26 protein-coding genes are annotated in these 25,063 nt (G+C 71.9%); 15 read left to right on the top strand and 11 right to left on the bottom strand.

Translation table 11 applies throughout. The features are described from left to right. Nucleotides 1-21: 21 nt before the first annotated feature. Together sucB and lpdA are read right to left on the bottom strand one after the other, a co-directional pair. Nucleotides 22-1,848: a 2-oxoglutarate dehydrogenase, E2 component, dihydrolipoamide succinyltransferase gene (sucB, locus tag ABD743_RS00605; RefSeq protein ID WP_344717634.1), complete on the bottom strand. Its 1,827-nt coding sequence runs from the start codon at nucleotides 1,846-1,848 to the stop codon at nucleotides 22-24. A 68-nt stretch (nucleotides 1,849-1,916) separates the two neighbouring features. Continuing rightward, nucleotides 1,917-3,299 carry a dihydrolipoyl dehydrogenase gene (gene lpdA / locus ABD743_RS00600; RefSeq protein ID WP_344717632.1) on the bottom strand — a complete coding sequence of 461 codons (1,383 nt, stop codon included), beginning with the start codon at nucleotides 3,297-3,299 and terminating at the stop codon, nucleotides 1,917-1,919. 243 nt (nucleotides 3,300-3,542) lie between these two features. Here lpdA and ABD743_RS00595 point away from each other — a divergent pair, with 243 nt between their 5' ends. Further along, nucleotides 3,543-3,890 carry an oxidoreductase gene (locus tag ABD743_RS00595; protein WP_344717630.1) on the top strand — a complete coding sequence of 116 codons (348 nt, stop codon included), beginning with the start codon at nucleotides 3,543-3,545 and terminating at the stop codon, nucleotides 3,888-3,890. Between the two features lie 16 nt (nucleotides 3,891-3,906). On the opposite strand, the gene ABD743_RS00590 is transcribed toward ABD743_RS00595, so the two are convergent. After that, the gene (locus ABD743_RS00590; RefSeq protein ID WP_344717628.1) at nucleotides 3,907-5,418 is read right to left on the bottom strand and encodes a leucyl aminopeptidase; all 1,512 of its coding nucleotides are present in this window, start codon (nucleotides 5,416-5,418) and stop codon (nucleotides 3,907-3,909) included. 171 nt (nucleotides 5,419-5,589) lie between these two features. Between ABD743_RS00590 and ABD743_RS00585 the strand changes: the two genes are divergently transcribed. From ABD743_RS00585 to ABD743_RS00570, 4 genes are all read left to right on the top strand, one after another. Further along, entirely contained in the window at nucleotides 5,590-6,843 is a 1,254-nt protein-coding gene (locus tag ABD743_RS00585) for an APC family permease (protein WP_344717626.1), read from the top strand. 7 nt (nucleotides 6,844-6,850) lie between these two features. Further along, on the top strand, nucleotides 6,851-7,273 hold the full coding sequence (locus tag ABD743_RS00580; protein WP_344717624.1) for an SRPBCC family protein: 423 nt from the start codon (nucleotides 6,851-6,853) through the stop codon (nucleotides 7,271-7,273). An 11-nt stretch (nucleotides 7,274-7,284) separates the two neighbouring features. Further along, a complete protein-coding gene (gcvT, locus tag ABD743_RS00575) occupies nucleotides 7,285-8,382 on the top strand; it encodes a glycine cleavage system aminomethyltransferase GcvT (protein WP_344717622.1) in 1,098 nt (365 codons plus the stop codon). A 67-nt stretch (nucleotides 8,383-8,449) separates the two neighbouring features. Continuing rightward, entirely contained in the window at nucleotides 8,450-9,556 is a 1,107-nt protein-coding gene (locus tag ABD743_RS00570; protein ID WP_344717620.1) for a branched-chain amino acid aminotransferase, read from the top strand. Between the two features lie 156 nt (nucleotides 9,557-9,712). On the opposite strand, the gene infA is transcribed toward ABD743_RS00570, so the two are convergent. The 5 genes from infA to ABD743_RS00545 all read right to left on the bottom strand — a co-directional run bounded on the left by infA (nucleotide 9,713) and on the right by ABD743_RS00545 (nucleotide 13,459). Continuing rightward, on the bottom strand, nucleotides 9,713-9,937 hold the full coding sequence (infA, locus tag ABD743_RS00565; RefSeq protein WP_344717618.1) for a translation initiation factor IF-1: 225 nt from the start codon (nucleotides 9,935-9,937) through the stop codon (nucleotides 9,713-9,715). Further along, nucleotides 9,934-10,740 (bottom strand): GNAT family N-acetyltransferase, encoded by an 807-nt coding sequence (locus tag ABD743_RS00560; protein WP_344717616.1) that lies wholly within the window; start codon nucleotides 10,738-10,740, stop codon nucleotides 9,934-9,936. Before ABD743_RS00560 ends, infA begins: the two co-directional genes overlap by 4 nt. A gap of 278 nt (nucleotides 10,741-11,018) precedes the next feature. Beyond that, the gene (locus ABD743_RS00555; RefSeq protein WP_344717614.1) at nucleotides 11,019-11,774 is read right to left on the bottom strand and encodes an adenosylcobinamide-GDP ribazoletransferase; all 756 of its coding nucleotides are present in this window, start codon (nucleotides 11,772-11,774) and stop codon (nucleotides 11,019-11,021) included. A gap of 81 nt (nucleotides 11,775-11,855) precedes the next feature. Continuing rightward, complete coding sequence (locus ABD743_RS00550) at nucleotides 11,856-12,881, bottom strand: nicotinate-nucleotide--dimethylbenzimidazole phosphoribosyltransferase (protein WP_425566865.1); 1,026 nt, start codon at nucleotides 12,879-12,881, stop codon at nucleotides 11,856-11,858. Between the two features lie 44 nt (nucleotides 12,882-12,925). Next, complete coding sequence (locus tag ABD743_RS00545) at nucleotides 12,926-13,459, bottom strand: bifunctional adenosylcobinamide kinase/adenosylcobinamide-phosphate guanylyltransferase (RefSeq protein WP_344717612.1); 534 nt, start codon at nucleotides 13,457-13,459, stop codon at nucleotides 12,926-12,928. 22 nt (nucleotides 13,460-13,481) lie between these two features. Here ABD743_RS00545 and ABD743_RS00540 point away from each other — a divergent pair, with 22 nt between their 5' ends. Continuing rightward, complete coding sequence (locus tag ABD743_RS00540; RefSeq protein ID WP_344717610.1) at nucleotides 13,482-13,679, top strand: hypothetical protein; 198 nt, start codon at nucleotides 13,482-13,484, stop codon at nucleotides 13,677-13,679. Nucleotides 13,680-13,877: 198 nt separating this feature from the next. On the opposite strand, the gene ABD743_RS00535 is transcribed toward ABD743_RS00540, so the two are convergent. Continuing rightward, entirely contained in the window at nucleotides 13,878-14,510 is a 633-nt protein-coding gene (locus ABD743_RS00535) for a DUF3043 domain-containing protein (protein WP_344717607.1), read from the bottom strand. A 33-nt stretch (nucleotides 14,511-14,543) separates the two neighbouring features. Between ABD743_RS00535 and ABD743_RS00530 the strand changes: the two genes are divergently transcribed. From ABD743_RS00530 to ABD743_RS00510, 5 genes are all read left to right on the top strand, one after another. Then, a complete protein-coding gene (locus ABD743_RS00530; protein ID WP_344717605.1) occupies nucleotides 14,544-15,662 on the top strand; it encodes a glycerate kinase family protein in 1,119 nt (372 codons plus the stop codon). A gap of 132 nt (nucleotides 15,663-15,794) precedes the next feature. Next, nucleotides 15,795-16,157, top strand: coding sequence for a HesB/IscA family protein (locus ABD743_RS00525; protein ID WP_241042839.1), 363 nt, complete (start codon nucleotides 15,795-15,797; stop codon nucleotides 16,155-16,157). 145 nt (nucleotides 16,158-16,302) lie between these two features. Then, the gene (locus tag ABD743_RS00520) at nucleotides 16,303-17,223 is read left to right on the top strand and encodes a carbohydrate kinase family protein (protein WP_344718749.1); all 921 of its coding nucleotides are present in this window, start codon (nucleotides 16,303-16,305) and stop codon (nucleotides 17,221-17,223) included. A gap of 218 nt (nucleotides 17,224-17,441) precedes the next feature. Beyond that, nucleotides 17,442-17,759: an ArsR/SmtB family transcription factor gene (locus tag ABD743_RS00515; RefSeq protein ID WP_344717603.1), complete on the top strand. Its 318-nt coding sequence runs from the start codon at nucleotides 17,442-17,444 to the stop codon at nucleotides 17,757-17,759. Next, on the top strand, nucleotides 17,756-18,172 hold the full coding sequence (locus ABD743_RS00510) for an SRPBCC family protein (protein WP_344717601.1): 417 nt from the start codon (nucleotides 17,756-17,758) through the stop codon (nucleotides 18,170-18,172). Before ABD743_RS00515 ends, ABD743_RS00510 begins: the two co-directional genes overlap by 4 nt. A gap of 19 nt (nucleotides 18,173-18,191) precedes the next feature. Here ABD743_RS00510 and ABD743_RS00505 read toward each other — a convergent pair whose 3' ends face one another. Further along, nucleotides 18,192-19,211: an LLM class flavin-dependent oxidoreductase gene (locus ABD743_RS00505; protein WP_344717599.1), complete on the bottom strand. Its 1,020-nt coding sequence runs from the start codon at nucleotides 19,209-19,211 to the stop codon at nucleotides 18,192-18,194. Nucleotides 19,212-19,266: 55 nt separating this feature from the next. Further along, the gene (asnB, locus tag ABD743_RS00500; protein WP_344717597.1) at nucleotides 19,267-21,195 is read right to left on the bottom strand and encodes an asparagine synthase (glutamine-hydrolyzing); all 1,929 of its coding nucleotides are present in this window, start codon (nucleotides 21,193-21,195) and stop codon (nucleotides 19,267-19,269) included. Between the two features lie 224 nt (nucleotides 21,196-21,419). Here asnB and ctaC point away from each other — a divergent pair, with 224 nt between their 5' ends. The 4 genes from ctaC to ABD743_RS00480 all read left to right on the top strand — a co-directional run bounded on the left by ctaC (nucleotide 21,420) and on the right by ABD743_RS00480 (nucleotide 24,919). Further along, complete coding sequence (ctaC, locus tag ABD743_RS00495; RefSeq protein ID WP_344717595.1) at nucleotides 21,420-22,331, top strand: aa3-type cytochrome oxidase subunit II; 912 nt, start codon at nucleotides 21,420-21,422, stop codon at nucleotides 22,329-22,331. Between the two features lie 10 nt (nucleotides 22,332-22,341). Then, a complete protein-coding gene (locus ABD743_RS00490) occupies nucleotides 22,342-22,740 on the top strand; it encodes a cytochrome c oxidase subunit 4 (protein ID WP_344717593.1) in 399 nt (132 codons plus the stop codon). 137 nt (nucleotides 22,741-22,877) lie between these two features. Further along, complete coding sequence (locus ABD743_RS00485) at nucleotides 22,878-24,377, top strand: purine-cytosine permease family protein (RefSeq protein ID WP_344717591.1); 1,500 nt, start codon at nucleotides 22,878-22,880, stop codon at nucleotides 24,375-24,377. Further along, nucleotides 24,374-24,919: a cysteine hydrolase family protein gene (locus tag ABD743_RS00480; protein WP_344717589.1), complete on the top strand. Its 546-nt coding sequence runs from the start codon at nucleotides 24,374-24,376 to the stop codon at nucleotides 24,917-24,919. Before ABD743_RS00485 ends, ABD743_RS00480 begins: the two co-directional genes overlap by 4 nt. The last annotated feature ends 144 nt before the right edge of the window (nucleotides 24,920-25,063 follow it).

The raw sequence follows: 25,063 nt of genomic DNA, 5'->3' as shown, positions 1-25,063 counted from the left end.
CGCCCCGTGCGGGTGAGCGGGTCAGAGCCCGAGGTCGGCCTCGAACGCACCTTCCTCGAGGCGGGCCTTGATCGCGCTGACGAAGCGGCCTGCGTCGGCCCCGTCGACGAGGCGGTGGTCGTAGGTGAGTGGCAGATAACACACCGAGCGGATGGCGATGGAGTCCTCGCCGTCGGGCCCGGTGACCACCGTGGGCTGCTTCGTGATCTTGCCCGTGCCGAGGATGGCGACCTGCGGCTGGTTGATGATCGGGGTGTCGAAGAGCGCACCCGCGCTGCCGATGTTGGTGACCGTGAACGTGCCGCCCGACAGCTCGTCGGGGCCGATCTTGTTGGACCGGGTGCGCTCGGCCACGTCGGCGATCCGCCGGGCCAGACCGGCGAGGTTGAGGTCCTCCGCGTTCTTGATCACCGGGACGAGCAGCCCGCGGGGGGTGTCGACCGCGATCGCCATGTGCACGGCGCCGTGATAGACGACCTCCTTGGTCTCCTCGTTGATCGAGGCGTTGACCTGCGGGAAGGCCTTCAACGCCTCCACAGCCGCCTTGACGAAGAACGGCAGGAACGTCAGCTTCACGCCCTCGCGCCGCTCGAACTCGGCCTTGGCGCGAGCCCGGAGCCGGGCGATGTGGGTGACGTCCACTTCCTGCACGGTGGTGAGCTGGGCCGACACCCGCAGCGACTCGGTCATCCGCTGCGCGATCACCTGCCGCAGCCGGGGCATCTTCACGGTGGTGCCGGGCTGCGGACCGTCGGGGGAGGGCTTCGGCATCCGCGTGGGCGCGGCCGGGGCGCTCGCCGCGGGCGCGGCGGCAGCGGCGGGCGCGGGTGCACGCTCGGGCTCCGGAGCCGGCTTGCGCGACTCGGCAGCGGCCAGCACGTCCTGCTTGCGGATGCGGCCGCCCACACCGGTGCCGGTGATCACGGAGAGGTCGACGTCGTGCTCCGCGGCGAGCTTGCGCACCAGCGGCGTGACGTACGGGGCTCCGCGACCGGCGTCGCCGCTCTCGGGCCGCTCGGGCTCGTCGGCCACGAGCTCGTCGCGCTCGGCCTGCTCCTCGGCCTGCTCGACCGCCTGGGCGGAGACCTTGCCGTTGGTGGAGGGCTGCTCCGCCTCGGGCTCGGGAGCCGCCTGCTTCGCGGGCTCCGGCTTCTCCTGCGCAGCAGGCTTCTCCGGGGCAGGAGCGCTCTTCGCGGGGGCGGCGGACGCATCGCCGATCACGGCGAGCTGGCCTCCGACATCGACCGTCTCGTCCTCACCCGCGGTGATCTCGAGGAGCGTGCCGGCGATGGGGGAGGGAATCTCGGTGTCGACCTTGTCGGTGGAGACCTCGAGCAGCGGCTCGTCGACCGCGACCGAGTCGCCCACCTGCTTGAGCCAGCGGGTGACCGTGCCTTCGGTGACGCTCTCACCGAGCTCCGGCATCGTGATCGCGGTGCCCTTGCCGGTGGACGTGGTGTCGGCCCGCGGCGCGGCTTCGGGCTCGTCGGACGCCGCCTGTGCCTGCGCCGGCTCGGCTGCGGTCTCGTCCTCCGCGGGCGCCTCGGCGGCGGACTCCGCAGGGGACTGGCTGCCCTCGACGTCGCCTCCCGAGTCGGTTCCGGAGTTCGAGCCGTCGCCGATCACTGCGAGCTCGCCGCCGACCTCGACCGTCTCGTCCTCGGCGGCGACGATGCGCTGCAGCACGCCCGCGGCGGGCGAGGGGATCTCGGTGTCGACCTTGTCGGTGGAGACTTCGAGCAGCGGCTCGTCGACCTCGACACGGTCCCCCTCCTGCTTGAGCCACCGGGTGACGGTGCCCTCGGTGACGCTCTCACCGAGGGCGGGCATCTGGACGGAGAAGGCCATATCGGGTCGGAGCTCCTCTTCCTGCGGTTCGGGTTCGGGTGGCCGGAGCAGCGGTCGGCTGCGCCTGGTCACGAGTGGCTGTGCAGCGGCTTGCCGGCCAGCGCGAGGTGGGCCTCGCCGAACGCCTCGTTCTGGGTGGGGTGGGCGTGCACCAGCGCAGCGACGTCCTCGGCCTGTGCATCCCAGTTGTAGACCAGCTGGGCCTCGCCGATGAGCTCGCCGACGCGGGCGCCGACCATGTGGATGCCGATGACGGGGCCTGGTGTGCCCGTAGCCCCGGCTTTGATCAGCTTGATTGCGCCTTGTGTCTGCAGGATCTGGCTCTTGCCGTTGCCCGCGAGGTCGTAGGTCAGGGTCTGGATCTCGCCGTACTTGTCCTTGGCCTGCGCCTCGGTGAGCCCGACGGACGCGACCTCGGGCTCGCAGTAGGTGACGCGGGGGATGCCGGCCTCGTCGATCGGCGGCGGGTTGAGGCCCGCGATGTCCTCCGCGAGGAAGATGCCCTGGGCGAACCCGCGGTGGGCGAGCTGCAGCCCGGGCACGATGTCGCCGAGGGCGAAGACGTTGGGCAGGTTGGTGCGCAGTCGCTCGTCGGCGAGCACGAAACCGCGCTCCATCGCCACCCCGGCCTCCTCGAAACCGGCGTCGGCGGTGTTGGGACCGCGACCCACGGCGACCAGCAGCAGGTCGGCGTCGATCTCCTCGCCGGACTCGAGCGAGACGGTGACGGTGTCCTCGGTCTGCTTGGCACCGGTGAACCTGACGCCGGTCTTGAACGTGATCTTGCGGCGGCGGAAGGCCCGCTCGAGGAGCTTGGAGGCGAACTCGTCCTCGTTGGGGACGAGCCGCGGCAGCGCCTCGACGATGGTGACCTCCGAGCCGAAGCTGCGGAACACCGAGGCGAACTCGACGCCGATCACCCCGCCACCGAGGATCACGATCCGGTCCGGCACCTCGTCGAGGTGGATGGCCTCGCTGCTGGTGATGATGCGGCCCCCGATGTCGAGGCCGGGGAGCGTCCTCGAGTAGCTACCGGTGGCGAGCACCACGTTCTTGCCCACGTAGCGGTCCTCGCCGACCACGACGGTCCGCGGGCCCTCGAAGCGGCCGGTGCCCTCGACCAGGGTGATCTTGCGGGACTTCACCAGCCCCTGCAGTCCCTTGTAGAGCTTGGCGATGACGCCGTCCTTGTACGAGTTCACGCCGGCCATGTCGATGCCGGCCAGTGAGCTCTTGACGCCGATCCGGTCGCCCTCGCGGGCGTTGTCGGCCACCTCGGCGGCGTGCAGCAGCGCCTTGGTGGGGATGCAGCCGTAGTGCAGGCACGTGCCGCCGAGCTTGTCGCGCTCGACGAGCACCACGGACATTCCCAGCTCGGCCGCCCGCAGGGCGCAGGCGTAACCGCCCGATCCGCCCCCGAGGATGACCAGGTCCGCGTTGTGCTCGGGCACGTCAGAACTCCCTCACCGAATTGCCGGCAGTGCTTGTGACAGTGGCTGTAACGCCGCTTGACCCATCTTGTCATCCGCCGTGGTCGGGTGCGGCGGCTGGTCACACGGGAGAAAACCGGCGACCTCGGACGTTGGCGCAGTCAGGAGGTGGGGCGCGATGAGCGAATTGGCGAGCGAGGGCGGGACCTGGCCGTCGAGACAGTGCCCACGCGGCACGCAGGCCGGACACGGTGGAGACGAACGGTGAGCCTCCTGGGAAGGCTCGGCCGAGGTTTCAAGGGCGGACTCCGTGGAGCCGACTCCGGCGATGTCGCGTACCTGCGTAACTGGGCGGAGACGCACGAGGGGGTGGAGGCGTTCGTGGAGCCCCGCACCACCGTCACCGCCACGACGATGTTGCTGGTCGACCGCGACGGCGCGTGGACCCGGCGGCGCATCTCGTCGCCCGACGGCGCACGCAAGCTGGCGCGATCGCTGCGGATGCCGGTGTACGACGTGCAGCTGGTGGGCTATCCGCAACGGATGCGCGACCACGACGCCCGCCAGCGCATCCTGCGTGATCGCGAACGCCGCAGGGATCTGAACGGGTAGCAGGCGGGCGTCCGGATCAGCCGTTGGCCGCGATGTCGCTGAGCACGGCGACCAGCGTGCGAACGGGAACGCCCGTGCCGCCCTTGGTGGTGTAGCCGTACGGCGCGCCCGTGTGGAACGACGGGCCTGCGATGTCGATGTGCGCCCACGGCAGGTCGGCAGGCACGAACTCCCGCAGGAAAGTGCCCGCGACGAGCATTCCGCCCCAGCGGGTGCCTGTGACATTGGCGATGTCGGCGACGCGGGAGTCGAGCTCGCCGCGCAGGTGAGGCGGCAGCGGCATGGCCCACGCGTCCTCGCCGGTGGCGCGGCCGAGCGCGGCCACGCGGTCGCGGAACTCGTCGCTGCCCATCACGCCAGCGGTGCGCAGCCCCAGCGCCACCTGCTGGGCGCCGGTGAGCGTGGAGGTCTCGATCAGGTAGTCGGGGGCGTCCTCGGCGGCTCTGGCGATCGCGTCGGCCAGGATCAGCCGGCCCTCGGCGTCGGTGTTGAGCACCTCGACGGTGCGGCCGCCGTACATCCGCAGGACGTCGCCCGGACGGTATGCGGTGGCGCTGGGCATGTTCTCGGCCATCGGCACGGTCGCCGTGACCGCCACGGGTAGCTCCAGCCGGGCGGCCGCCACGGTGGCCGCGATCACGGCCGCCGCGCCGCCCATGTCGGAGGTCATGTGGTCCATGTTCGCGGCGGGCTTGATCGAGATGCCGCCGGTGTCGAACGTGATGCCCTTGCCGATCAGCGCGACCGTGGCCCGCGGTGCCGCTCCGCCCGAGTAGCGGAGCCGGACCAGCCGTGGCCCGCGCGACGAGCCCTGCCCGACGCCGAGCACGCCCCCGTATCCACCCTCGGCGAGCTCGTCGCCGGCCAGCACCTCGACCTCGATGCCCACCGCCTCGGCCAGCTCGCGCGCGCGGGCGGCGAAGGTCTCCGGGAACAGGTCGTTCGGAGGGGTGTTCACGAGGTCGCGAGCCGTGCGGACGGCCTGCGCGACGCCCGTGGCGGTGCGCAGGATCTCCGCTGCGTCCCCGTCGGCGCCGTCGGCGACCAGGCCCACGCGGCCCACCGGCGCCCGGCCCGCGCCGTTGCTGCGGTAGTCGGTGAACGTGTAGGCCCCGAGCAGGGCGCCCTCGGCCGCGGCGGCCAGGTTGATCCGGCCCAGCGTGCTGACAGCGCTCCCGGTGCCGGCCAGTGCGCGGGCGGCCGCGCCGGAGGCCCGCCGCACGGCCTCGGCGCCCGGTGTCCCGTTCGCCTCCGCGTCGCCGAGCCCGACCGCGACGAGCAGCGGTGCCGTGATCGCGCCGCGCGTGGGCAGCTTCACCACCTCGTCGGCCTTGCCGGACGCTCCCGCGATGGCGAGCAGGGCGGGCAGGTCGGCGTCGGCGTCGCGGAACGCCTCGCCCACGTCCTCGACGCCGGGCGCCAGGCGTGGCGCGGAGCCGTCACCGCTCGCGGGCAGCAGCCCGACGACCACGGCGTCGGTCTCGACGGTGGCGGGCGAACCGCCCTCCACATACAGATCGGTGGACACGCGCTGTCCTCTCGATGAACGGAGTCCGCTCGAGTCGGAGCGGTCGCCGGGTGTTCCCGGGGAGGCCGGACCGGACGCGGACCGGCGCAGACTAAGGCGAGATCGCTTCGAGATGGTAATGACACCGGTGTGCAGCCGGATCAGGCAGGTCCGGGTGCAAGGGTGGGGCACGTGTCCTGGAGCCTGCAACGTCGTCTCGGTACGGCCGATGCGGTGGTGCTCGGGCTATCGGCCATGCTCGGTACGGGTGTGTTCGCGGTCTGGGCCCCTGCCGCTGGCGCGGCGGGGTCGTGGTTGCTGCTCGCGGTCCTGCTCGCCGGGGTCGTCGCGATGTGCAACGCGGCCTCCACCGCCGACCTTGCCGTCGCCCATCCCGAGAGCGGCGGCGGGTTCGTCTACGGGCGCGAGCGGCTCTCGCACGGGGCCGGCAGGCTGGCGGGTGTCGCGTTCCTGGTGGGCAAGACGGCATCGGCCGCTGCGGCGGCCGGGGTGTTCGGTGCCTACGTCCTTCCGTCGCACCCCCTGCCGGCCGCGATCCTCGTGATCATCGCCGCCACGGTGCTGAACACGGCGGGCGTGCGGTGGACGGCGCGCGGGGCGTACGCGCTGGTCGGCGGCACGCTGGCCGTCCTGCTCGTCGTGGTCGTCGTCGGGCTGTTCGGCACACAGGTCGATCCCGTGGCCTCCGCCGTCACCCCGGACGTGGAGCCGGTGGCGATACGGGGCGGAGTCATCGGGGTGCTCACGGCGGCTGGGCTGGTGTTCTTCGCCTTCGCCGGCTACGCCCGCATCGCCACACTGGGGGCCGAGGTCCGCGACCCGGATCGCACGTTGCACCGCGCCATCCCCATCGCGCTGGGCATCGCCCTCGTCACGTACATGCTGGTGGCGATCGCGCTGCTGGTCGGCTTCGGGAGCGAACGGCTGGCCACCGAGCCCACGCCGCTGGTGGCACTGGTCGACGCCGGGGAGGCGAGCGCTCTCGGGGTGATCGTCCGGGTCGGGGCCGCCATGGCGGCCGCATCCGCGCTGCTGGCCGTGCTGGTGGGGGTGAGTCGCACGGAGCTGGCGATGGCTCAGCGTCGCGAGCTGCCGTCCGCGCTCGCGGTGGTCTGCTCGCGGGGCACCCCGTTCTGGGCCGACCTCGCGGGCGGCGTGGCGGCGATCGTGCTCGCCGTGTTCGCCGGCCCGATGGCGGCCATCGCACTGTCGGCGTGCTCCGTCCTCGTCTACTACGCCGTGATCAACCTGGCCGCCCTGCGGCTGCCTGCGTCGCAACGGCGCTGGCCCGTCTGGACGTCGGTGGTGGGGCTGCTGCTGTGCGTCTCGCTCTCGGTGATGCTGGCGCTGCAGCAGGTGCTCACCACGGCCGTGGCACTGGTCGTCGGCTGGGTTGTTTGCACGGTCTTCGCCCGCCGTCGATGATCACCTCATGGAGTTCCGGAGATCGGTGACGATCCAGGCGGATCGGGACCGCGTGTTCGCGGTGCTGACCGACGTCGAGCGCTGGCCGGAGTGGACCGCCTCGATGACCGCGGTGCGCCGGCTGGACGAGGGGCCGTTCGCGGTCGGCAGCCGTGCCGAGGTACGTCAGCCCCGCCTTCCCGTCGCGCAGTGGGAGGTCACGGAGATCGACCCGGCCAGGGGCTTCATCTGGGAGTCGACCAGTCCCGGGGTCCGGACCGTCGGTGAGCACCTCATCGAGACCGACGGCGCACCGGGTGCCACCGTCGTGCTGCTGCGGGTGGTCCAGCACGGTCCGGTGGGTGCGGTGTTCGGACTGATCGCGGGCGGTCTGACCCGCCGCTACCTCGCGATGGAGGCCGACGGCCTGAAACGGCGGTGCGAGCAGTAGCGTCCACGGTCGTGGACGACCTCCTGACGAGCCCGTTGCACGATCGGCACGTAGCGCTCGGGGCCACCCTCGGGGCGTTCGGCGGCTGGTCGATGCCGCTGTCCTACCCGGACGGCACGGTGGCCGAGCACACGGCGGTGCGCGAGGCCGTCGGTGTCTTCGATGTGAGCCATCTCGGCAAGCTCGCGATCACCGGCCCGGGTGCGGCGGAGTTCGTCAACCGCTGCTTCACCGCCGACCTGGGGAAGATCGGCCCGGGGCACGCGCAGTACACGCTCTGCTGCACGCCAGAGGGTGGTGTCGTCGACGACCTGATCGTCTACGTCGTCGGGCCGGACGAGGTGCTCGCCGTGCCCAACGCCGCCAACTCCGCCCAGGTCGCCGCACTCCTGAGGGCAGCGGCCCCGGCCGGCATCGAGATCCGCGACCGGCACCGGGACCTGGCCGTGATCGCCGTGCAGGGCCCCCGTTCGACCGAGCTGTTGACCACCGCGTTCGGCGGGCTCGGCGGAGTGACCGGCCTCGACTACATGGCGTTCACCGACGCCGGGGCGGTGCGGGTGTGCCGCACCGGCTACACCGGCGAGCGGGGCTATGAGCTCCTCGTGCCCGCCGACGAGGCGCCAGGCGTGTGGGACGCGCTGCTCGCGGGTGCCGGGCCACTGGGTGGGCGTCCGGCCGGCCTGGCTGCCCGCGACACCCTGCGCACCGAGATGGGCTACCCCCTGCACGGCCAGGACCTCTCGGTGGACATCTCCCCGGTTCAGGCAGGCAGCAGCTGGGCGGTCGGATGGTCGAAGCCCGAGTTCTGGGGCCGCGACGCCCTGATCGCCGAGAAGGAGGCCGGCCCCGCCCGCCGGCTGCGGGGGTTGCGGGCCACCGGACGCGGCGTCCCCCGCGCGGGGATGGCGGTGCTGCTCGGCGGCGAGCAGGTCGGGATCACCACGTCAGGCACGTTCTCGCCGACACTGAAGACGGGCATCGCGCTGGCTCTGGTCGATACCGCGGCCGGGGTGGGTGCGGACGCGGAGGTGACGGTCGACGTGCGCGGACGAGCTCTGGAGTGCACCGTGGTGAAGCCCCCGTTCGTCCCCTCGCACGTGCGGTGACGCACCACGGCCCACATAAGTAGGACGTCCGATTGTTGGGCTTGCTCGACCAGATAATGTGAAAACCATGGACCCGCAGTTCTCCCGGACGCTCAACCCTGCCCCGGCCACGAAGGCCCAGCGCGACGCCATTTTCGCCGACCCGGGGTTCGGCCGGCACTTCAGTGATCACATGGTCACGGTGAAGTGGTCTGCGGGAGCGGGTTGGCACGACCCTGCAGTCGTGCCCTTCGCGCCGCTGCAGCTCAGCCCGGCAGCGATGGCCCTGCACTACGGACAGACGATCTTCGAGGGCCTCAAGGCCTACCGGCAGCCCGACGGCTCGATCGCCACGTTCCGGCCCGACGCCAACGCGGCCCGCTTCCGCGGCTCCGCCGCCCGGATGGCGATGGCCGAGCTCCCCGACGAGCTGTTCCTGACGTCGCTGTCGGAGCTGCTGGCCGTCGACCACGAGTGGGTGCCGGCCGCGGGCGGGGACCACTCGTTCTACCTACGTCCGTTCATGCTGGCCACAGAGCCCGGGCTGGGAGTCAGGCCCGCGGCGGAGTACCTCTACATCCTGATCGGCGGCCCGGCCGGGGCCTATTTCCCCGGGGGCAGCATCGTGCCCGTCGACGTGTGGCTGACCACCGACTACACCAGGGCCGCGCTCGGCGGCACCGGCACGGCCAAGTGCGGCGGCAACTACGCGGCCTCGCTGCTGCCGCAGGCCCAGGCCGCGGAGCACGGTTGCGCGCAGGTGGCGTACCTCGACGCCGTGGAGCGCACGTGGATCGAGGAGATGGGGTCGAACAACATGTTCTTCGTGTTCGGCTCCGGTGACCAGGCGGAGGTCGTCACCCCCTCGCTGACCGGCACCATCCTGAGCGGCATCATCCGCGACTCCGTGCTCGTGCTGGCCAAGGAGCTGGGTTGCCAGGTCACCGAGCGCCGGGTGTCGGGCCAGGAGGTGCTCGATGGCGTGGCAGACGGCCGCATCACCGAGATCTTCGGCAGCGGCACGGCTGCCGTGGTCGCGCCGATCGGCGGGGTCAAGCACGCGGGTGGTGAGGTGCGGATCGCCGGCGGTGAGCCGGGCGAGGTCACGATGAAGCTGCGCAAGATGCTCACGAGCATCCAGTGCGGCACCGCGCCGGACACGCACTCCTGGATGCGCACGCTGCTGCCCGCCTGACGCCCTCGGACCGAGGCGAGTAGGCGTTCCGACTCGTCCCACAGCCGGTCGGCGGCAGCCACCCCCTCCGGGCCACTGTCTGTGCCCGGCTCGGCGTGAACGCGCGGTACCGGCGGCCGCCCGGCCGCCGGTACCGCGATCGGATCAGGCCCGGCGCTACGTCCGGTACCGGAACAGGATCCGGCCCCGGTTCAGGTCGTACGGGCTGAGCTCGACGAGTACCCGGTCGAGCAGCACGATCTTGATGTAGTGCTTCCGGATCTTCCCGCTGATGTGCGCGAGCACCTTGTGCCCGTTCTCGAGCTCCACCCTGAAGGTGGCGTTGGGCAGACAGTCGACGACGGTGCCCTCGACCTCGATGGCTCCTGCTGTCTTCGTCATACGCCACGCACCATTTCCACGGCGCTGCTCACGCGCTGCGCGCCGATGCCCTCGAACAGCGCCGTCGCCGCGCTGTTGCGCTCGTCCACCTCGGCCGACGCCGCCTCGACCCCGCCGCGGTGCAGCGCACCGAGCACCTCGGCCAGCATCGCCCGGGCGATGCCGCGGCGGCGCAGACCCTCGCGGACCGCGACCAACCCGATCCGCGCGTGCCGGCGGCGCGCCACCACCCGGACCAGCCCCACGTACCGATCGGCGGCCTCGGCCACCGCGTGCTTCGACGGGTCCATGGGAGCCCCGTCCGGCCGGTGGGGCACCTCGACCGGCATCGAGTCCCAGCCCACGCGGGCGTCGACCTCGGCGCGGACCGCCTCGTACACCTCGCTAAGCGCGGGCTCCCGCGCCGCACCGAGGCCGAGGATCGTCACGTCCGACGGCGCCGGCGCGGTGTCGAGCCCGGTGACCAGCGGGTCGGTGGCCACGAGGTACTCCCGTTCCCGGCGCCGAACGGTGAGGCCTGCCCGCTCCCAGCGGGCCGTGAGGTCGTGGTCGGCCTCGTCGACCATCGTGTGCAGCGGGATCGGCAGGTCCGCCACCATCGCGGTCGCGAGCCGGTCGAAGACCGCGCCGTGCCACGTGTCGATGCTGAGGAAGACCCGGCCGTCGGGTCGCCGGGAAGCCTCGCCGTGGCCGATCACCCGGTCGTCCTCCACGGCCCGCCACAGCAGGTCGTCGACCCGGGTGATCACCGCGTGCGTGCCGACGGTCGGAGGTGCGCCCGCGCTGAAATGCACAGAGTCCATAGGTTTGCCCTCTCAGAAGTGCCTGGTGAGAGGCGCTCCTGGCGACACCTACGTCAATCGCCCGATCGTGACGGAGAGGGGAGCACCCACGTGCGTACAACGAGCATGGGTCTCACCTCCAACGGCCGGGTCGCGATCGCCCGCACGGTATCAGTGCAGGCACCCTCGCCCGCCACCGATTTTCCGGGCCCGGCCCAAGGAGGGGTTTCGGGGGCAAGCGGACGCGGAGCGAGTTTTCGGGAGCGTCGGCGGTCTCTCGCCGATACCTGGCCCGGCGCTCACCAGCTCGTCGGTCCTCCCGTCGCGAGCAGCACCAGCGCCGCGGTGGTGGCCACCTCGCTCGCCGCGCCGAGCACGTCGCCGGTCATGCCGCCGAAGCGGCGGGCCGTGTGCCGCGACAGGACCACCACGAGGAGGGCACCGACGCCGATCGCCACCAGGCCCCGCCATCCCCACCCCAGGAAACCGGCGACGGCGAGCACGATCCACCAGGCCGGGGCCATCCACCACGGTTGAGAGCCGGCGACCGTGGACCCGAGTCCGCCGGGGCGGGCCGCGGGGACTCCGCGCCGGCACACCCAGGCGAACGCCGCCCGGCCCGCCGTGCACGCGAGCGCTACGGCGGCGAGGGCGGCGACACCGCGCGGCGCGAGGGCGGCCAGCGCCGAGGCCTGGGCGCCCAGGGCCACCAGCAGCGTGACCACCGCGAACGGCCCCGCACCGCCGTCGCGCATCACGGCGAGAGCGCGCTCGGGCGGGCCGAAGCAGCCCAGGCCGTCGGCGGTGTCGGCGAGCCCGTCCACGTGCATCCCACGCGTGGCCACGGCCAGGAACCCGACGCTGAGTAGCCCGGCGGCGAGGCCGGGCACCCCGAGCGCGGTCAGGCCCAGCAGGACCCCGCCGGCCACGGCACCGAGCAGCGCGCCGACGATCGGAGCCCACCGGATCGCTGCCGCGGCGACCGGCGCCGCCGGCGCGTCCGTCCGCACCGGCAGCACGGTGAGCCAGCTCAGCGCCAGCGCCAAGCCCTTCACGTCACGTCCTGGGCCCGGCGCACGCAAGCTCGGAACCCGGCGACTCGCGCTCGTGGAACGGGCGACTCGCGGCGGGCATGGTCACGTGAGGCCGAGATCCGCGGCCGTCGCGGTCTCGGCGAGCAGCCGTGCCGCCATCTGCAGCAGCGGGACGACGGTGGTGGCGCCCGTGCCGTCGCCCACCCGGATGCCCAGGTCGAGCACCGGCGTCAGGCCCATGTGCTCGACGGCGAGCGTCATCGCCGGTTCGGGCGAGCGCTGGGCCACCAGCCACCACTCGCGGGCGCCGGGCGCGAGCTCTTCCGCCAGCAGCGCACCCGTGCCCACCACGAGCCCGTCGAGCAGCACCGGCGTGCGGCGCAGGGAGGCTTGCAGGCAGAACCCGGTGAGCGCGGCGAGGTCGGAGCCGCCGCCGACGCGCAGCAGCGCCAGCGGGTCACGGGTGTGCTCCCGGGTGCGGCGCAGCGCGTCGCGGACGGCCGCGGCCTTGCGCATCCAGGCGTTGTCGTCGATGCCGCTACCGCGCCCGACGACGGCGACGGGCTCGGTACCGGTCAGGGCGGCCACCAGCACAGAGGCTGCGGTGGTGGCACCGACGCCGATCGAGGCGGGCAGGAGCAGGTCGGCCCCGGCGTCCACCTCCTCGTCGGCCAGCGCCCGCCCGATCCGGAAGGCACGGTCGGCCTCCTCGGCGGTGAGCGCGTCCTCGCGGTCGATGCGCCCGGAGCCGCGGCGCACCCGGTAGCGGTCGACGGTGTCGGCGTCGTGGTCGAGCCCGACGTCGACGACCCGCACCGAGACCCCGGCGACGGGGGCCAGCACGGCGACCGGGGCGGTGCTCTCGCGCACCGCGGCCACCTGCCGCACCGTGGCGTCGCCGGCATGGGCCGACACTCCCGCCGCGGCGATGCCGTGGTCGGCCGCGATGACGACGACCCGCGGCCGGGCGGGCGGGCGGGGCGGGCAGACGCCCTGCGCCGCGGCGAGCCACACACCCAGCTCGGCGAGGCGGCCGAGGGCGCCGTCGGCGACCGCGAGCTCGGCGTACCGGGCGACTGCTGCTCGGCGGGCGTCGACGTCCGGGGCGGTGACGGCAGGCAGGTCCACGTCCCCATCCAACAGCGCAGAACACCCGAAGCCCGCCGCGGGGCCTACTTGAGTCGCAGCGGCAGACCGGCCACCAGCAGCAGCACCTCGTCGCACACCGCGGCGAGCGCTGCGTTGGCGGCGCCCAGCTCGTCGCGGAACAGCCGCCCGGCCCGGGTCGGCGGTACGACACCCAGCCCGACCTCGGCGGAGACCAGCACGAGTCGGCCGGGACAGGCGGCCACGGCGTCCACCAGGTCGGCCACCTCGGCGCCGACGGCCGGCGGGACCTGCGCGGACTCCCACGCGCTGGAGTCGTCCAGCAGACCTGTCAGCCACGTCGCCATGTCGTCCACCAGCAGCGGACCGCCTCCCGCCCGCACCAGCCGGGGGAGGTCGGGATCCTCCACCGTGGTCCAGCCGTCGGGCCGGCGGGCGCGGTGCGCGTCGATCCGGGCCGACCACTCGGCGTCGTCCTCGCGGCGCCGCGCAGTGGCCACGTAGCGGACGGGGGCGTCGGCGGGTAGCAGGTCCTCGGCATAGCGCGACTTGCCCGACCGCGTGCCACCGAGCACGAGCGTGCGACGTCCGGTGACCACGCGCCACGCTAACCTGACCACCATGGCATTCCGGTGGCGGTACCTGAACGCGGCCGGCGACCAGGTCGACGGGCCGGACGAGCAGTTCGAGGATCAGCAGCAGGCCGAGGACTGGTTCTCGGCCGAATGGCAACTGCTGCGCGAGACGGGCGTCGACGCCGTCACGCTCCTGGACGACGACCACGAGGTCTACGGCCCGATGAGCCTGCACGAGGCCTGAACCGCCCCGCCGCGGGGTGCCGCCGCAGGCGGACCTAGTGCCGTGGAAACGAGGTCGTCTTACCCGCCTCCGGCGCCCAGGCGGCGCCTCGCGGCGTTGTCGTCGGCCCCGATACAACAGCGGTATCGGCGCCTCCTCCGCCTTGCGATGCATCCGCCTGGACACCGGATCCGGGCAAGGAACCCCGTTTCCACGACACTAGGGGTTGGCGCCCCGCTGCACGCGTGGCTTCGGCATCCGCAACTTGCGCAGCTGGCTCGCGCGTGTGAAGGCGTACCAGCCGACCGACAGCGGGCTGATCGTCTCGTTCGGGAACTTCGCGCGCGCCTTCCGGGTGACCGTGACGCCGAGGAAGATCCCCTCGACGACCATCACGGAGAGCGCGATCAGGCTGAACAGGCTGAGGTACTGCTGCGCCGCGGGGAACGGCACGAGCAGCGACAGCACCACGATCACCGCGAGCGGCATGAAGAGGCCCATGATGTGCGGGCGGGAGTCCACGACGTCGCGGACGTAGGCCTTCACCGGTCCGCGGTCCCGCGGCATGAGGTACCGCTCGTCGCCCGCGGCCATGCGCTCGCGCCGCTCGGCGGCGTCGCGGCGGCGCTGGTCCTTGTCGGGCCGGTTGGCCCGGGCCAACCGGGAGGCCTCGCGCTGGGTGCGGGGCGGGGGTGGGGCAGGGCCACGGCGCCGGGTCTCCGCCTCGCGGCGCTTCGGCGTGGGCCGGCCCTTGCCGGCGGTGCGGCCGTTTTCCCCGGGGCCCTGCGTGGCGTCGGTGTCGGGAGCGTCCGCGCTGACGGCGGACGGTGTTGAGCGGCGCAGGAACCTCACGGCTGTAACCATACGGGCGATACGGTGCCGGGCATGCGAGTGGTTGTGGCTCCCGACTCCTTCGGCGGAACCTTGAGCGCGACGGCCGCGGCCGACGCGATCGCGGCGGGTTGGCGGCGCAGCGCGCCGGACGACGATCTGCGGTTGCTCCCGCTGGCCGACGGCGGCACCGGTTTCGTCGAGGTGCTGTACACCGCCCTCGGCGGAGAGTGGCACGAGCTCGACGTCACCGGCCCGTTCGGTGACCCGGTGCACGCCCGCTGGCTACGGATCGGCTCCACCGCCTACCTGGAGTCGGCGGCGGCGTGCGGCCTGCACTTCGTGCCGCGCGACCGGCGCGTTCCCGAGACCGCCCGCACCGTCACCACGCGGGGCGTCGGGGAGCTCGTGGCGTCGGCCAGGGACGCCGGCGTCACCGAGGTGGTCATCGGGCTGGGCGGCTCGGCCACCACCGACGGCGGCGCAGGGATGCTGGCTGCCCTCGGCGCGGTGACCGTCGACGACGCTGGGAAGCCTCTCCCGCCCGGGGGCGCGGCGCTGGCCCGCAGCGCGCGCCTGGATGGCCGGCCCGAGCTCGGCGGGGTGCGGCTGGTCGCTGCGGCCGACGTCGACAACCCGCTGCTCGGTGAGCACGGCGCCGCCGCTGTCTTCGGGCCGCAGAAGGGGGCCGACGACGCCACCGTCGCCGAGCTCGACGCCGCACTGGCCCGTTTCGCCGACGTCTTGGCTGCCGGCCTCGGCACCGACGTGCGGGACGAGCCGGGAGCGGGCGCGGCGGGCGGCCTCGGGGCAGCGTTGCTGGCCTGCGGCGCAGGCCGCGTGTCCGGAGCCGGCCTGGTGCGCGAGCTCGTCGGTCTCGACGCGGAGCTCGACAAGGCCCAGCTCGCCATCACGGGGGAGGGGAGTTTCGACTGGCAGTCGCTGCGCGGGAAGCTCATCACCGCCGTGGCGAAGGGGGCGGCCGAGCGCGGGGTGCCCTGCATCGTGATGGCGGGCCAGGTGTCCGTCGGCCGTCGGGAGGCGGCGGCCGTGGGCGTCGAGTCGGCGTACTCGGTGGCCGAGGACGCCGGTGGTGTGGAGGAGTCGATGGCCGACCCCGCGGGCACGCTGGCCGCGCTCGCGGAGCGTGTCGCCGCCCAGTGGAGCCGCTGAAAGTGGCCGGGGTCACCCCGTTCGTGGCGGGGGGCCCACCACTGCGCAAGGGCCTACTATGAAGGTAGAAACCGGAACATCCCGGACCGGCATCGCCGGAACAGCACCGCCCCGATCGTTGTTGGGAGAGCCATGACCGTCGATAACACGACCGATGTCGTCACCGAGACGCACGGCGTCGAGCTGACCGACACCGCCGCCGCCAAGGCGAAGGCCCTGCTCGACCAGGAGGGCCGCGACGACATGCACCTGCGCATCGCCGTTCAGCCGGGTGGTTGCGCCGGCCTGCGCTACCAGCTGTTCTTCGACGACCGGTCGCTGGACGGCGACCTGTTCCGCGACTTCCACGGCCTCAAGGTCGGCGTCGACCGCATGAGCGCGCCCTACCTGCAGGGCGCCGTGATCGACTTCGTCGACAGCATCGAGAAGCAGGGCTTCACGATCGACAACCCCAACGCGGGCGGTTCGTGCGCCTGCGGCGACTCGTTCAACTGACGGTTTCGTCCGGCACGTTGTGCCGGACCACGAACCCCGGCTAGGAGCTTTTGGCTCCCCAGCCGGGGTTCGTTGCGTAGCGGGCCCGGTAGGGTTCCTGATCGTGCCTATTGCCGTCACCGGATCCATTGCCACCGACCAGCTCATGCACTTCCCGGGCTTGTTCGTCGATCAACTGGTCGCTGACCAGCTCGACCGGCTCTCCCTGAGCTTCCTGGTCGACGACATGGTGATCCGCCCGGGCGGGGTGGCGGGCAACATCGCCTACGCGCTCGGGGTGCTGGGCCAGTCGCCTCTGCTGGTGGGCGCCGTGGGCGCCGACTTCGGCGAGTACCGCGCCCGGCTCGAGGCCAACGGTGTGGATTGCTCCGCCGTGCTCGTCTGCGAGGACGTCAACACCGCCCGCTTCGTCTGCACCACCGACGACGACATGCGCCAGCTCGCGTCCTTCTACACCGGCGCCATGGCCCGTTCCCGCGAGATCTCCCTCGCCCCGCTCGTCGGCCGGGTGGAGCTCGTGCTCATCGGGGCCAACGACCCCGACGCCATGCTGCGCCACACCGACGAGTGCCGTGAGCTGGGGCTGCCCTTCGCGGCTGACCCGAGCCAGCAGCTGGCACGCATGGAGGGCCCGGAGATCCGCAGGCTCGTCGAGGGCGCCCGCTACCTGCTCACCAACGACTACGAGTGGGAGCTCCTGCTCAAGAAGACCGGCTGGACCGAGGCGCAGGTCGCGGAGAAGATCGACATCCGGGTCACCACGCACGGCGAGAAGGGCGTGGAGATCTACGGGCGGGAGACGCTCAAGGTCGGCGTCGTCCCGGAGACCAGCAAGGTCGACCCCACGGGCGTGGGCGACGCCTTCCGCGCCGGGTTCCTCGCCGCCGAGGCGGGCGGGCTGTCCATGGAGCGGGCCGCGCAGCTCGGCTCGCTCGTCGCCGTGCAGGTGCTCGAGACCGACGGCCCGCAGGAGTGGGTGTGGGACCGCGCGCACGCCCTGGAGCGGCTGCGCGATGCCTACGGCCCCGACGCCGCCACCGAGATCGAGCGGGTTCTGCCTGCCTGACCCCGACCCCGCCCCTGCTGCGGTGAACGTGGGCAGGGAGCAGCTCGCCGCAACCGGGTGAGCACGTTCACCCGCTGGATCGGCTTCGCCATGCGAACCCGAACCAGCCGCGCGCGCCCTGCCGTCGCCGTGCTCGCGGTACGCCTTGTCATCCGTGCCCGCCCTGAAAGCGTCGGAAATACTTGACGTGTCGGAAATTCCCGACGTAATCTTGGGACGTGTCCGACGACGCCGTGTTCCTCGCCTTGGCCAACCCGGTACGCCGGCGGCTGCTGGAACTTCTCGCCGACGGACCTCGCACCGCCGGTGACCTCGCTGGGCAGTTCGACCTGAGTCGACCTGCCGTCGCCGAGCACCTGCAGGTGCTGCGGCGTGCCGACCTCGTCCGTGACGAGCCGATCGGACGCCAACGGCACTACCACCTGACCCCGCAACCGCTCGAACAGCTCAGCGACTGGCTGCATCCGTTCGAACGGATCTGGCGTGAGCGTCTGCGCGCTCTCGCCGACATCATGGAGGACGAGGAAACGCCGTGACCGAGACCCGCAGCGCCGCCATCGAGGTCGACCAGTTCATCGCTGCACCCCCGGAGAAGGTCTGGCGCGGCCTGACCGACCCCGAACTGCTCGCCCGCTGGTGGGTGCCCAGCGACATCGCCGCCGTCGTCGGCCACCGATTCCACCTGCAGATGCCCGGCTACGGCCCGCAGCCCTGCGAGGTGCTGGAGGTCGAACCCCATGAGCGGCTCGTCTACACCTTCGCCAACTGGACTCTCACCTGGCGCCTGGTCGCCGAAGGCAACGGCACCCGCCTCCTGCTCGAACACTCCGGGTTCGACCTCGACGACGGGCGCGAACGTGTCGCCTTCGATCGCATGGGGCCAGGCTGGCGCGACGCCGTCCTGCCCCGACTCGCCGGCCTTGCCGCCGAGCTGAACCGACCGGCGTGACGTAGAGGTATGCGCAGGGCTACCCGCCCGAAGCGGCCGCTGCGGTGCCGGCCCGTGCGGCCACCAGTTCGAAGGATCGAGCCCGGTCCTCGATGTCGTACACGGGGGTGAGGAGCATCAGCTCGTCCGCCCCGGTCCGTTCGGCGAGATCGGTCAGCTTCCGGGTCACGGAGTCCGGATCACCCAGCACCTGATTCGTCCGGTAGCCGTCCACGAACTGCTGTTCCTCCGCCGTGAACGCGTACCCCGCGGCCTCCGCCCGCGGGAGCAGCGAGCCGGACTTCCCGGTGGCGAGACGGGCTCGCCACAGGTAGGCGGGCCGGGCCAGCTCGTCGGCCCTGCCGTCCGTGTCGGCGCAGATGGTGTGTACCGCCAGCAGCACATAGCTCCGGGACGCCCATCGCGACGGCCGGAAATTCTCCCGGTAGACGGCGATGGCGGCGTCGGTGTTGTCGGGGCGCAGGTGGTGGGCGAACGCCAACGGAAGGCCCAGCTCCGCGGCGAGGGCGGCACCGGCCGTGGACGAGGACAGCAGCCAGGGTGCGGTAGCGCTCTCGAACTCCGGGAGCACCGTGACGGCCGGCTCGGCGGTGTCCTGCGCGATGAACCCGAGCAGGTCGCGGACGTGCTGTTCGTAGTCGTCACCGTCGGTGTCCGGGTCGCCTCGCCGCAGTGAACGGATGGCTGCGGCGTTCCGCGTCCCCGGTCCACGGCCGATCCCCAGGTCGACCCGGCCGGGATGCAGGGCGTCGAGCGTGGCGAACTGCTCGGCGACGGCGAGGGGCGCGTGGTTGTTCAGCATCACACCGCCCGAGCCGACCCGGATTCCGGACGTGGCGGCGGTGATCTGCCCGATCAGGACGGCCGGGGCGGCACTGGCCGACGAGGCCGAGCTGTGGTGTTCGGCGACCCAGAACCGGCGATAGCCGAACTTCTCCACCCGGCGGGCCAGCTCGACGGTGCTGGTGAGGGCGTGGCGTGCCCCACGTCCCCGCTCCACCCACGACAGGTCCATCGCGGACAACGGCACGGAGAGCATGCCCTCGAACGTAACGAGATCCGAGCCGCCGCCCGGGTCCGTTCCGTCACACCGCTCAGAGGCGCACCGGGTAGGCCGGCTCCGGAACCTCCGGCCGGATGCGCTGCTCCACGAAGATGCCGTGCCAGAGCAGGAACACCAGCAGCGTCCAGATGCGGCGGCTGTGGTCGATCGGACCCTCGCGGTGGGCGTCGAGCATGCGTTGGACGGCGGCGAGGTCGACGAGGTGGTCGGCCTGCGAGTCGCGGATGATGTCGCGCGCCCAGAGGTACATCTCGTCGCGCAGCCACAGCCGGATCGGCACCGGGAAGCCGAGCTTGCGCCGGTGCAGCACGTGCGGGGGGACGATGCCCTGCAGTGCCCTGCGCAGCGCGTACTTGGTGGTGCCCTCGGCGAGCTTCTCCGACAGCGGCAGCCCGGACGCCACGGCGAAGACCTCGGGGTCGAGGAACGGCACCCGCAGCTCGAGCGAGTTGGCCATCGTCATCTTGTCGGCCTTGACGAGGATGTCGCCGCGCAGCCAGGTGAACAGGTCGACGTGCTGCATCCGGGACACCGGGTCCCACTCCTGCGAGTCGCGGTAGTGGGCAGCCGTGATGTCGGTGTGCGAGCGGCGCGGGTCGTACTGGCGCAGGACGCCGGCCAGCTGGTCGTCCCGGAAGATCCGGGCGTTGCCGTAGTAGCGCTGCTCCAGCGGGAGCGCACCGCGGCGCAGCAGGTCCTTGCCCCGCATGCCCTCGGGCAGTCGGGTGGATGCCCGGCCGAGCAGCCCGCGCACGGCACCGGGCACCTTCTCGAACGGGGCGAGCGACAGCGGCTCGCGGTAGATCGTGTAGCCGCCGAAGAGCTCGTCGGCGCCCTCCCCGGACAGCACGACCTTGACGTGCTGGCGCGCCTCCCGCGCGATGAACCAGAGCGGTACGAGCGCCGGGTCGGCCACCGGGTCGTCGAGGTACCAGACGATGAGCGGCAACGCGGCCATCATCTCGTCCGGTTTGACCGTGCGGACGACGTGCCGCACGCCGATCGCCGCAGCCGACTCGGCCGCCACGTCCACCTCGGAGTAGCCCTCGCGCTCGAAGCCCGTGGTGAAGGTGATCAGGTTCGGGTTGTGCTGTTTGGCCAGCGCGGCGATCGCGGTGGAGTCGATACCGCCGGACAGGAACGCGCCGACCGTGACGTCGGCGCGCATGTGCTTGGCGACGCTGTCGCTGAGCACGTCGGCGATCCGCGAGTGCAGGGCGGACGACCCGCCGGCGGCACCGGAGTGGAACGTCGGTGTGAAGTAGCGCTCCTGCTCCACCTCGCCGCCGGGCCGGACCGTGAAGTGGGTGCCGGACTCCACGCGCCGGATCGAGCGGTGCAGGGTGGCGGGCTCCGGCACGTACTGCATCAGCAGGTAGTGGTGCAGGGCCGCGGGGTCGAGGTCGGCGGCGGGGTTCCCGAGCCCGAGGGAGGGTGCGAGCTCCAGCAGGCTCTTCTTCTCGCTCCCGAACGCTACGCCCGCCGGCCCGGTGGCCATGAACAGCGGTTTGATGCCGAACGGGTCGCGCGCTCCGAACAGCACCCGCTGGTGGGCGTCCCAGATGAGGAACGCGAACATCCCGCGCAGCCTGCCGACGGCGGCCGGGCCCCAGTAGTGGTACGCCGCGACGATCGCCTCGGTGTCACCCTGAGTGGTGAACGTGACGCCGTACTGCTGCCGGAGCTCGTCGCGTAGTTCCAGGTAGTTGTAGATCTCGCCGTTGAAGACGATCGAGTACCGGGGGTTCGGCCCGTGGTCCGGACTCCAGTGCAACGGCTGGTGGGAGTGCTCGACGTCGATCACCGACAGCCGGTTGAATCCGAAGACCACTTCGGCGTCGTTCCAGGTACCGCTCTCATCGGGGCCGCGGTGGCGCGCACAGCGCAGCGCCCCGGCGATCGACCCGGTGCGCCCAGCGGCGTCGGCCCTGGCGGTCAGCAGTCCCAGCAGTCCACACACAGCGAGCAAGTATGCCGACGGCGCGCCGCACCGCCCGTGCCGACCCGACCCCCGGATGGAGGGTTTGCTCGGCTAGTCTCTACGCGAGGTCGAAGGCGTGAAGGCGCGCCCAGCCGGGGTACCCGGCGGCCGACGGAAGACGACGGGTTTGGAGGCGGCGCGCAGTGGGCCGAGCACAGCGCGGGAGAGAGCCCCGTTGGTCCGGGCTCCCGGGTCGCGGTCGGGTGGCGAAGCTGGTCGCTCTGGCCGCGCTGGTCATCCCGCTCACCACGGGTTGCTCGGTGGACGAGGTACTGCGCTTCGGCTGGCCGGTGGGCGTCACCCCGCAGGCGGAGGCGATGCGAAACCTGTGGACCTGGTCCGCGGTCGCCGCGCTCATCGTGGGCGTGATCACCTGGGGCGCGATGTTCTGGGCGATCATCTTCCACCGCAAGCGCAAGGGCGACGACGACACCCCGCCGCGGCAGACGCAGTACAACCTGCCGATCGAGATCGTCTTCACCGTCATCCCGACGATCATCGTCGCGGTGCTGTTCGGCTTCACCGTCAACGTGCAGAACTACGTCGACCGGGACCTGCCCAACCCCGACCTGCGGGTGGACGTCACGGCGTTCCAGTGGAACTGGCGCTTCGACTACCCCGACGACAAGGGCGCGAGCGGCCGGCCGATCAGCACGCAGGGCAGCTCCGAGGTGATTCCCCTGCTGGTGCTGCCCACCGACCGGCGCATCCAGTTCACGCAGCAGTCCACCGACGTGATCCACAGCTTCTTCGTGCCGGAGTTCCTGTTCAAGCGGGACGTCTTCCCGGACCCGAAGCAGAACGACCAGGACAACGTCTGGCAGATCGACAAGATCGACCGCACGGGTGCGTTCGTCGGGCGCTGCGCCGAGCTCTGTGGCGCGTACCACGCGATGATGAACTTCGAGGTCAGGGCCCTTCCTCCGGACCTGTTCGACCGGTGGGTCACGTTGCGTGAGCAGGTCAACCCGGCCACGGGCGCTCCGTACACGGCGGGCGAGGCGCTCGGCGCCCTCAACTGCGGGGAGCTGTGCGCGCCCCAGGCCACCACCACCTACCCGTTCACCACCGACCGCACGCAGCGTTCGGCGTCCGAGCCGCCCTCGGGGAGCTGAGAGACACGCCATGAAGGTCGAATCCCGCATCTTCGAGATCATCACGGTCTTCTTCTTCATCGCCGGCATCGTCTACACGGTGCTCACCCGTGAGGTCGTCGGCGTGGTCGGGCTGTTCCTCACCGGCGGCCTGTCGCTGATCATCGGCACGTACTTCCGGTTCGTCTCGCGGCGGCTGGAGGCGCGTCCGGAGGACAACCCGGACGCGGAGGTCTCCGACGGTGCGGGCGATGTCGGCTTCTTCTCCCCGGGGAGCTACTGGCCCATCACGGTGGCCGGGGCGGCCGCCATCCTCGGAGTCGGGCTCGCGTTCTTCTACGCGTGGCTGATCGTCATCGGTGTCATCGTGGTGCTGCTCGCTGCTGGTGGCCTGGTGTTCGAGTACCACATCAGGCCGTCCGAGCACTGACCCGCAAGCACTGACCTGTTCAGAGCCCTGGCCGGCCGTCGCCGACCAGGGCTCTGGCATGTCCGCGGGCGTGATCCCGATCACCGCCGCTCCCGCATAGCGCAATGATCGACCTACGGTGCGCGCGGAGAGCGAAGATGCCGGGAGGCGCCGTGGTGACGCAGGAGGACGGCAGCCCGTCGGCCGCCGTTCAGGACGCCAGGGCGAGCGTCCTGCGGGTGGAGGGCAACGGCATCAACGTCGTCGCCGACGAGGAACGCACGAGCAAGCCGCACCAGCTCTTCTGGCCGTGGTTCGGCGCCAACGTCTCCGTGCTCGCGCTGAGCTACGGGGCGTTCGCCTTCGGGTTCGGCATCTCGTTCGCCCAAGCGGTGGTCGCCGGCGTGCTCGGGATCGTCCTCTCGTTCCTGATCTGCGGCTTCATCGCACTCGCGGGCAAGCGCGGCTCCGCACCGACGATGGTGCTCAGCCGCGCTGCGTTCGGGGTGCGCGGCAACCGTCTGCCCGCCGCCATCTCCTGGCTGCTGATGGTCGGCTGGGAGACCGTGCTCACGGTCCTCGCCACCCTGGCCACCGCCACGGTGGTCCGCAGGCTCGGCTGGGGCGGTGGCACGTCGACGATGGTGATCGCACTGGTCGTGGTGGCGGCTCTGATCGTGCTGGCCGGCGTGCTCGGCTACCACTTGATCATCCGGCTGCAGACCGTCATCACGGTCGTCACAGCGGTGCTCACCGTCGTCTACATCGTGCTCGTCGCCGGGCACGTACAGCTGTCCACGGTCACGGCGCTGCCGGCCGGATCGGGGCAGAACGTGCTCGGAGCGGTGGTGCTCCTCATGACCGGCTTCGGCCTGGGCTGGACGAACGCCGCCGCGGACTACTCCCGGTACCTCCCGCGCAGCTCCTCGGGTCGCGGGGTCGTGGCCTGGACGACGTTCGGCGGCGCGCTCGCACCCGTCCTGCTGTTCGTGTTCGGCCTGCTGCTGGCCGGCTCGTCCACCGAGCTCAGCGAGGCCATCGCGGCCGACCCCATCGGGGCGCTGGCCGCCGCCCTGCCCACCTGGTTCCTCGTCCCCTTCGTTGTGGTGGCGGTGCTAGGTCTCGTCGGCGGCGCGGTGCTGGACATCTACTCGTCGGGGCTGGCGCTGCTCGCGGTCGGCCTGCGCGCGCCCCGCTACGTGGCCGCGCTGATCGACGGCGTGATCATGGTGATCGGCACCGTGTACGTCGTTTTCTTCGCGGGGGAGTTCCTCGGCGAGTTCACCGGCTTCCTCATCACCCTCGGAGTGCCGATCGCGGCGTGGTGCGGGGTGATGCTCGCCGACATCGCGCTGCGCCGCCGGGACTACGCCGAGGCCGACCTGTACTCGCCGTCCGGCCGCTACGGGGACGTCCGGCCGTTCCCGATCGCGGTGGTGCTCGTGGGCACCGTGCTCGGCTGGGGCCTGGTCACGAACAGCGCCGCGGGCTGGCTGGACTGGCAGGGATACCTGCTCGGTCCGCTGGGCCTCGGCGGACGGGACGGGGCGTGGGCGGGCGCCAACCTCGGCGTGCTGGTGGCGCTGGTGCTGTCCTTCGTGGCCGCGCTGATCGGCACCCGGTCCGCCGTGCGTGCCCAGGAGACCCGCACGTCGTGAAGGCCCATCTGGCGGTGATCGACATGCAGCGGGTGTTCGGTGACCCCGCAAGCGCGTGGGCCACGCCGCGGTTCGCCGAGATCGTGCCGCGGATCAGGGTGCTGGCTCAGGCGCTTGCACCGAAGGTGACGTTCACGCGGTTCGTGGCACCCGCAGAACCAGCCGGGGCGTGGAGCGAGTACTACGCGCGCTGGCCCTTCGCGCTGGTGCCGCCCGGTGCGCCGCTGTACGAGCTGGTGCCCGATTTCGCCGGCCCCGATCCGACCCTCGACGCCACGACATTTTCCAAGTGGGGTCCCGAACTGGCCTCCCGCGTCGGGCCGGACGTGCTCGTGCTCGCCGGGGTGTCCACCGACTGCTGCGTGCTGTCCACGGCGGTCGCCGCGGCGGATGCGGGCGTGCCGGTCCGGGTGGTGGCGGATGCCTGCGCCGGTGTCGACGACCGCAGCCACGCCGCGGCCCTGCACGTGCTCGGCCTCTACGCACCGCTCGTCGAGGTCGTGGACACCACGAGCGTGCTGGATTCGATCAGGGGACGCTGAACAAGATCGGTGGGCGTCGCTCGCCCGTGGCTTATGGACTGCCGCTATGCGAGAGTTCGGTCGATTCACGTGGGGGGTGTGCTGCCCGCAACACGCGGCCCGAAGCTTCTTCGATCGGTCCGTTGCGTGGTAATACCACCTTGT

Source organism: Pseudonocardia yunnanensis, assembly GCF_039534065.1.
Classification (GTDB): domain Bacteria; phylum Actinomycetota; class Actinomycetes; order Mycobacteriales; family Pseudonocardiaceae; genus Pseudonocardia; species Pseudonocardia yunnanensis.
This window is presented reverse-complemented; position numbering and strand designations above follow the sequence as displayed.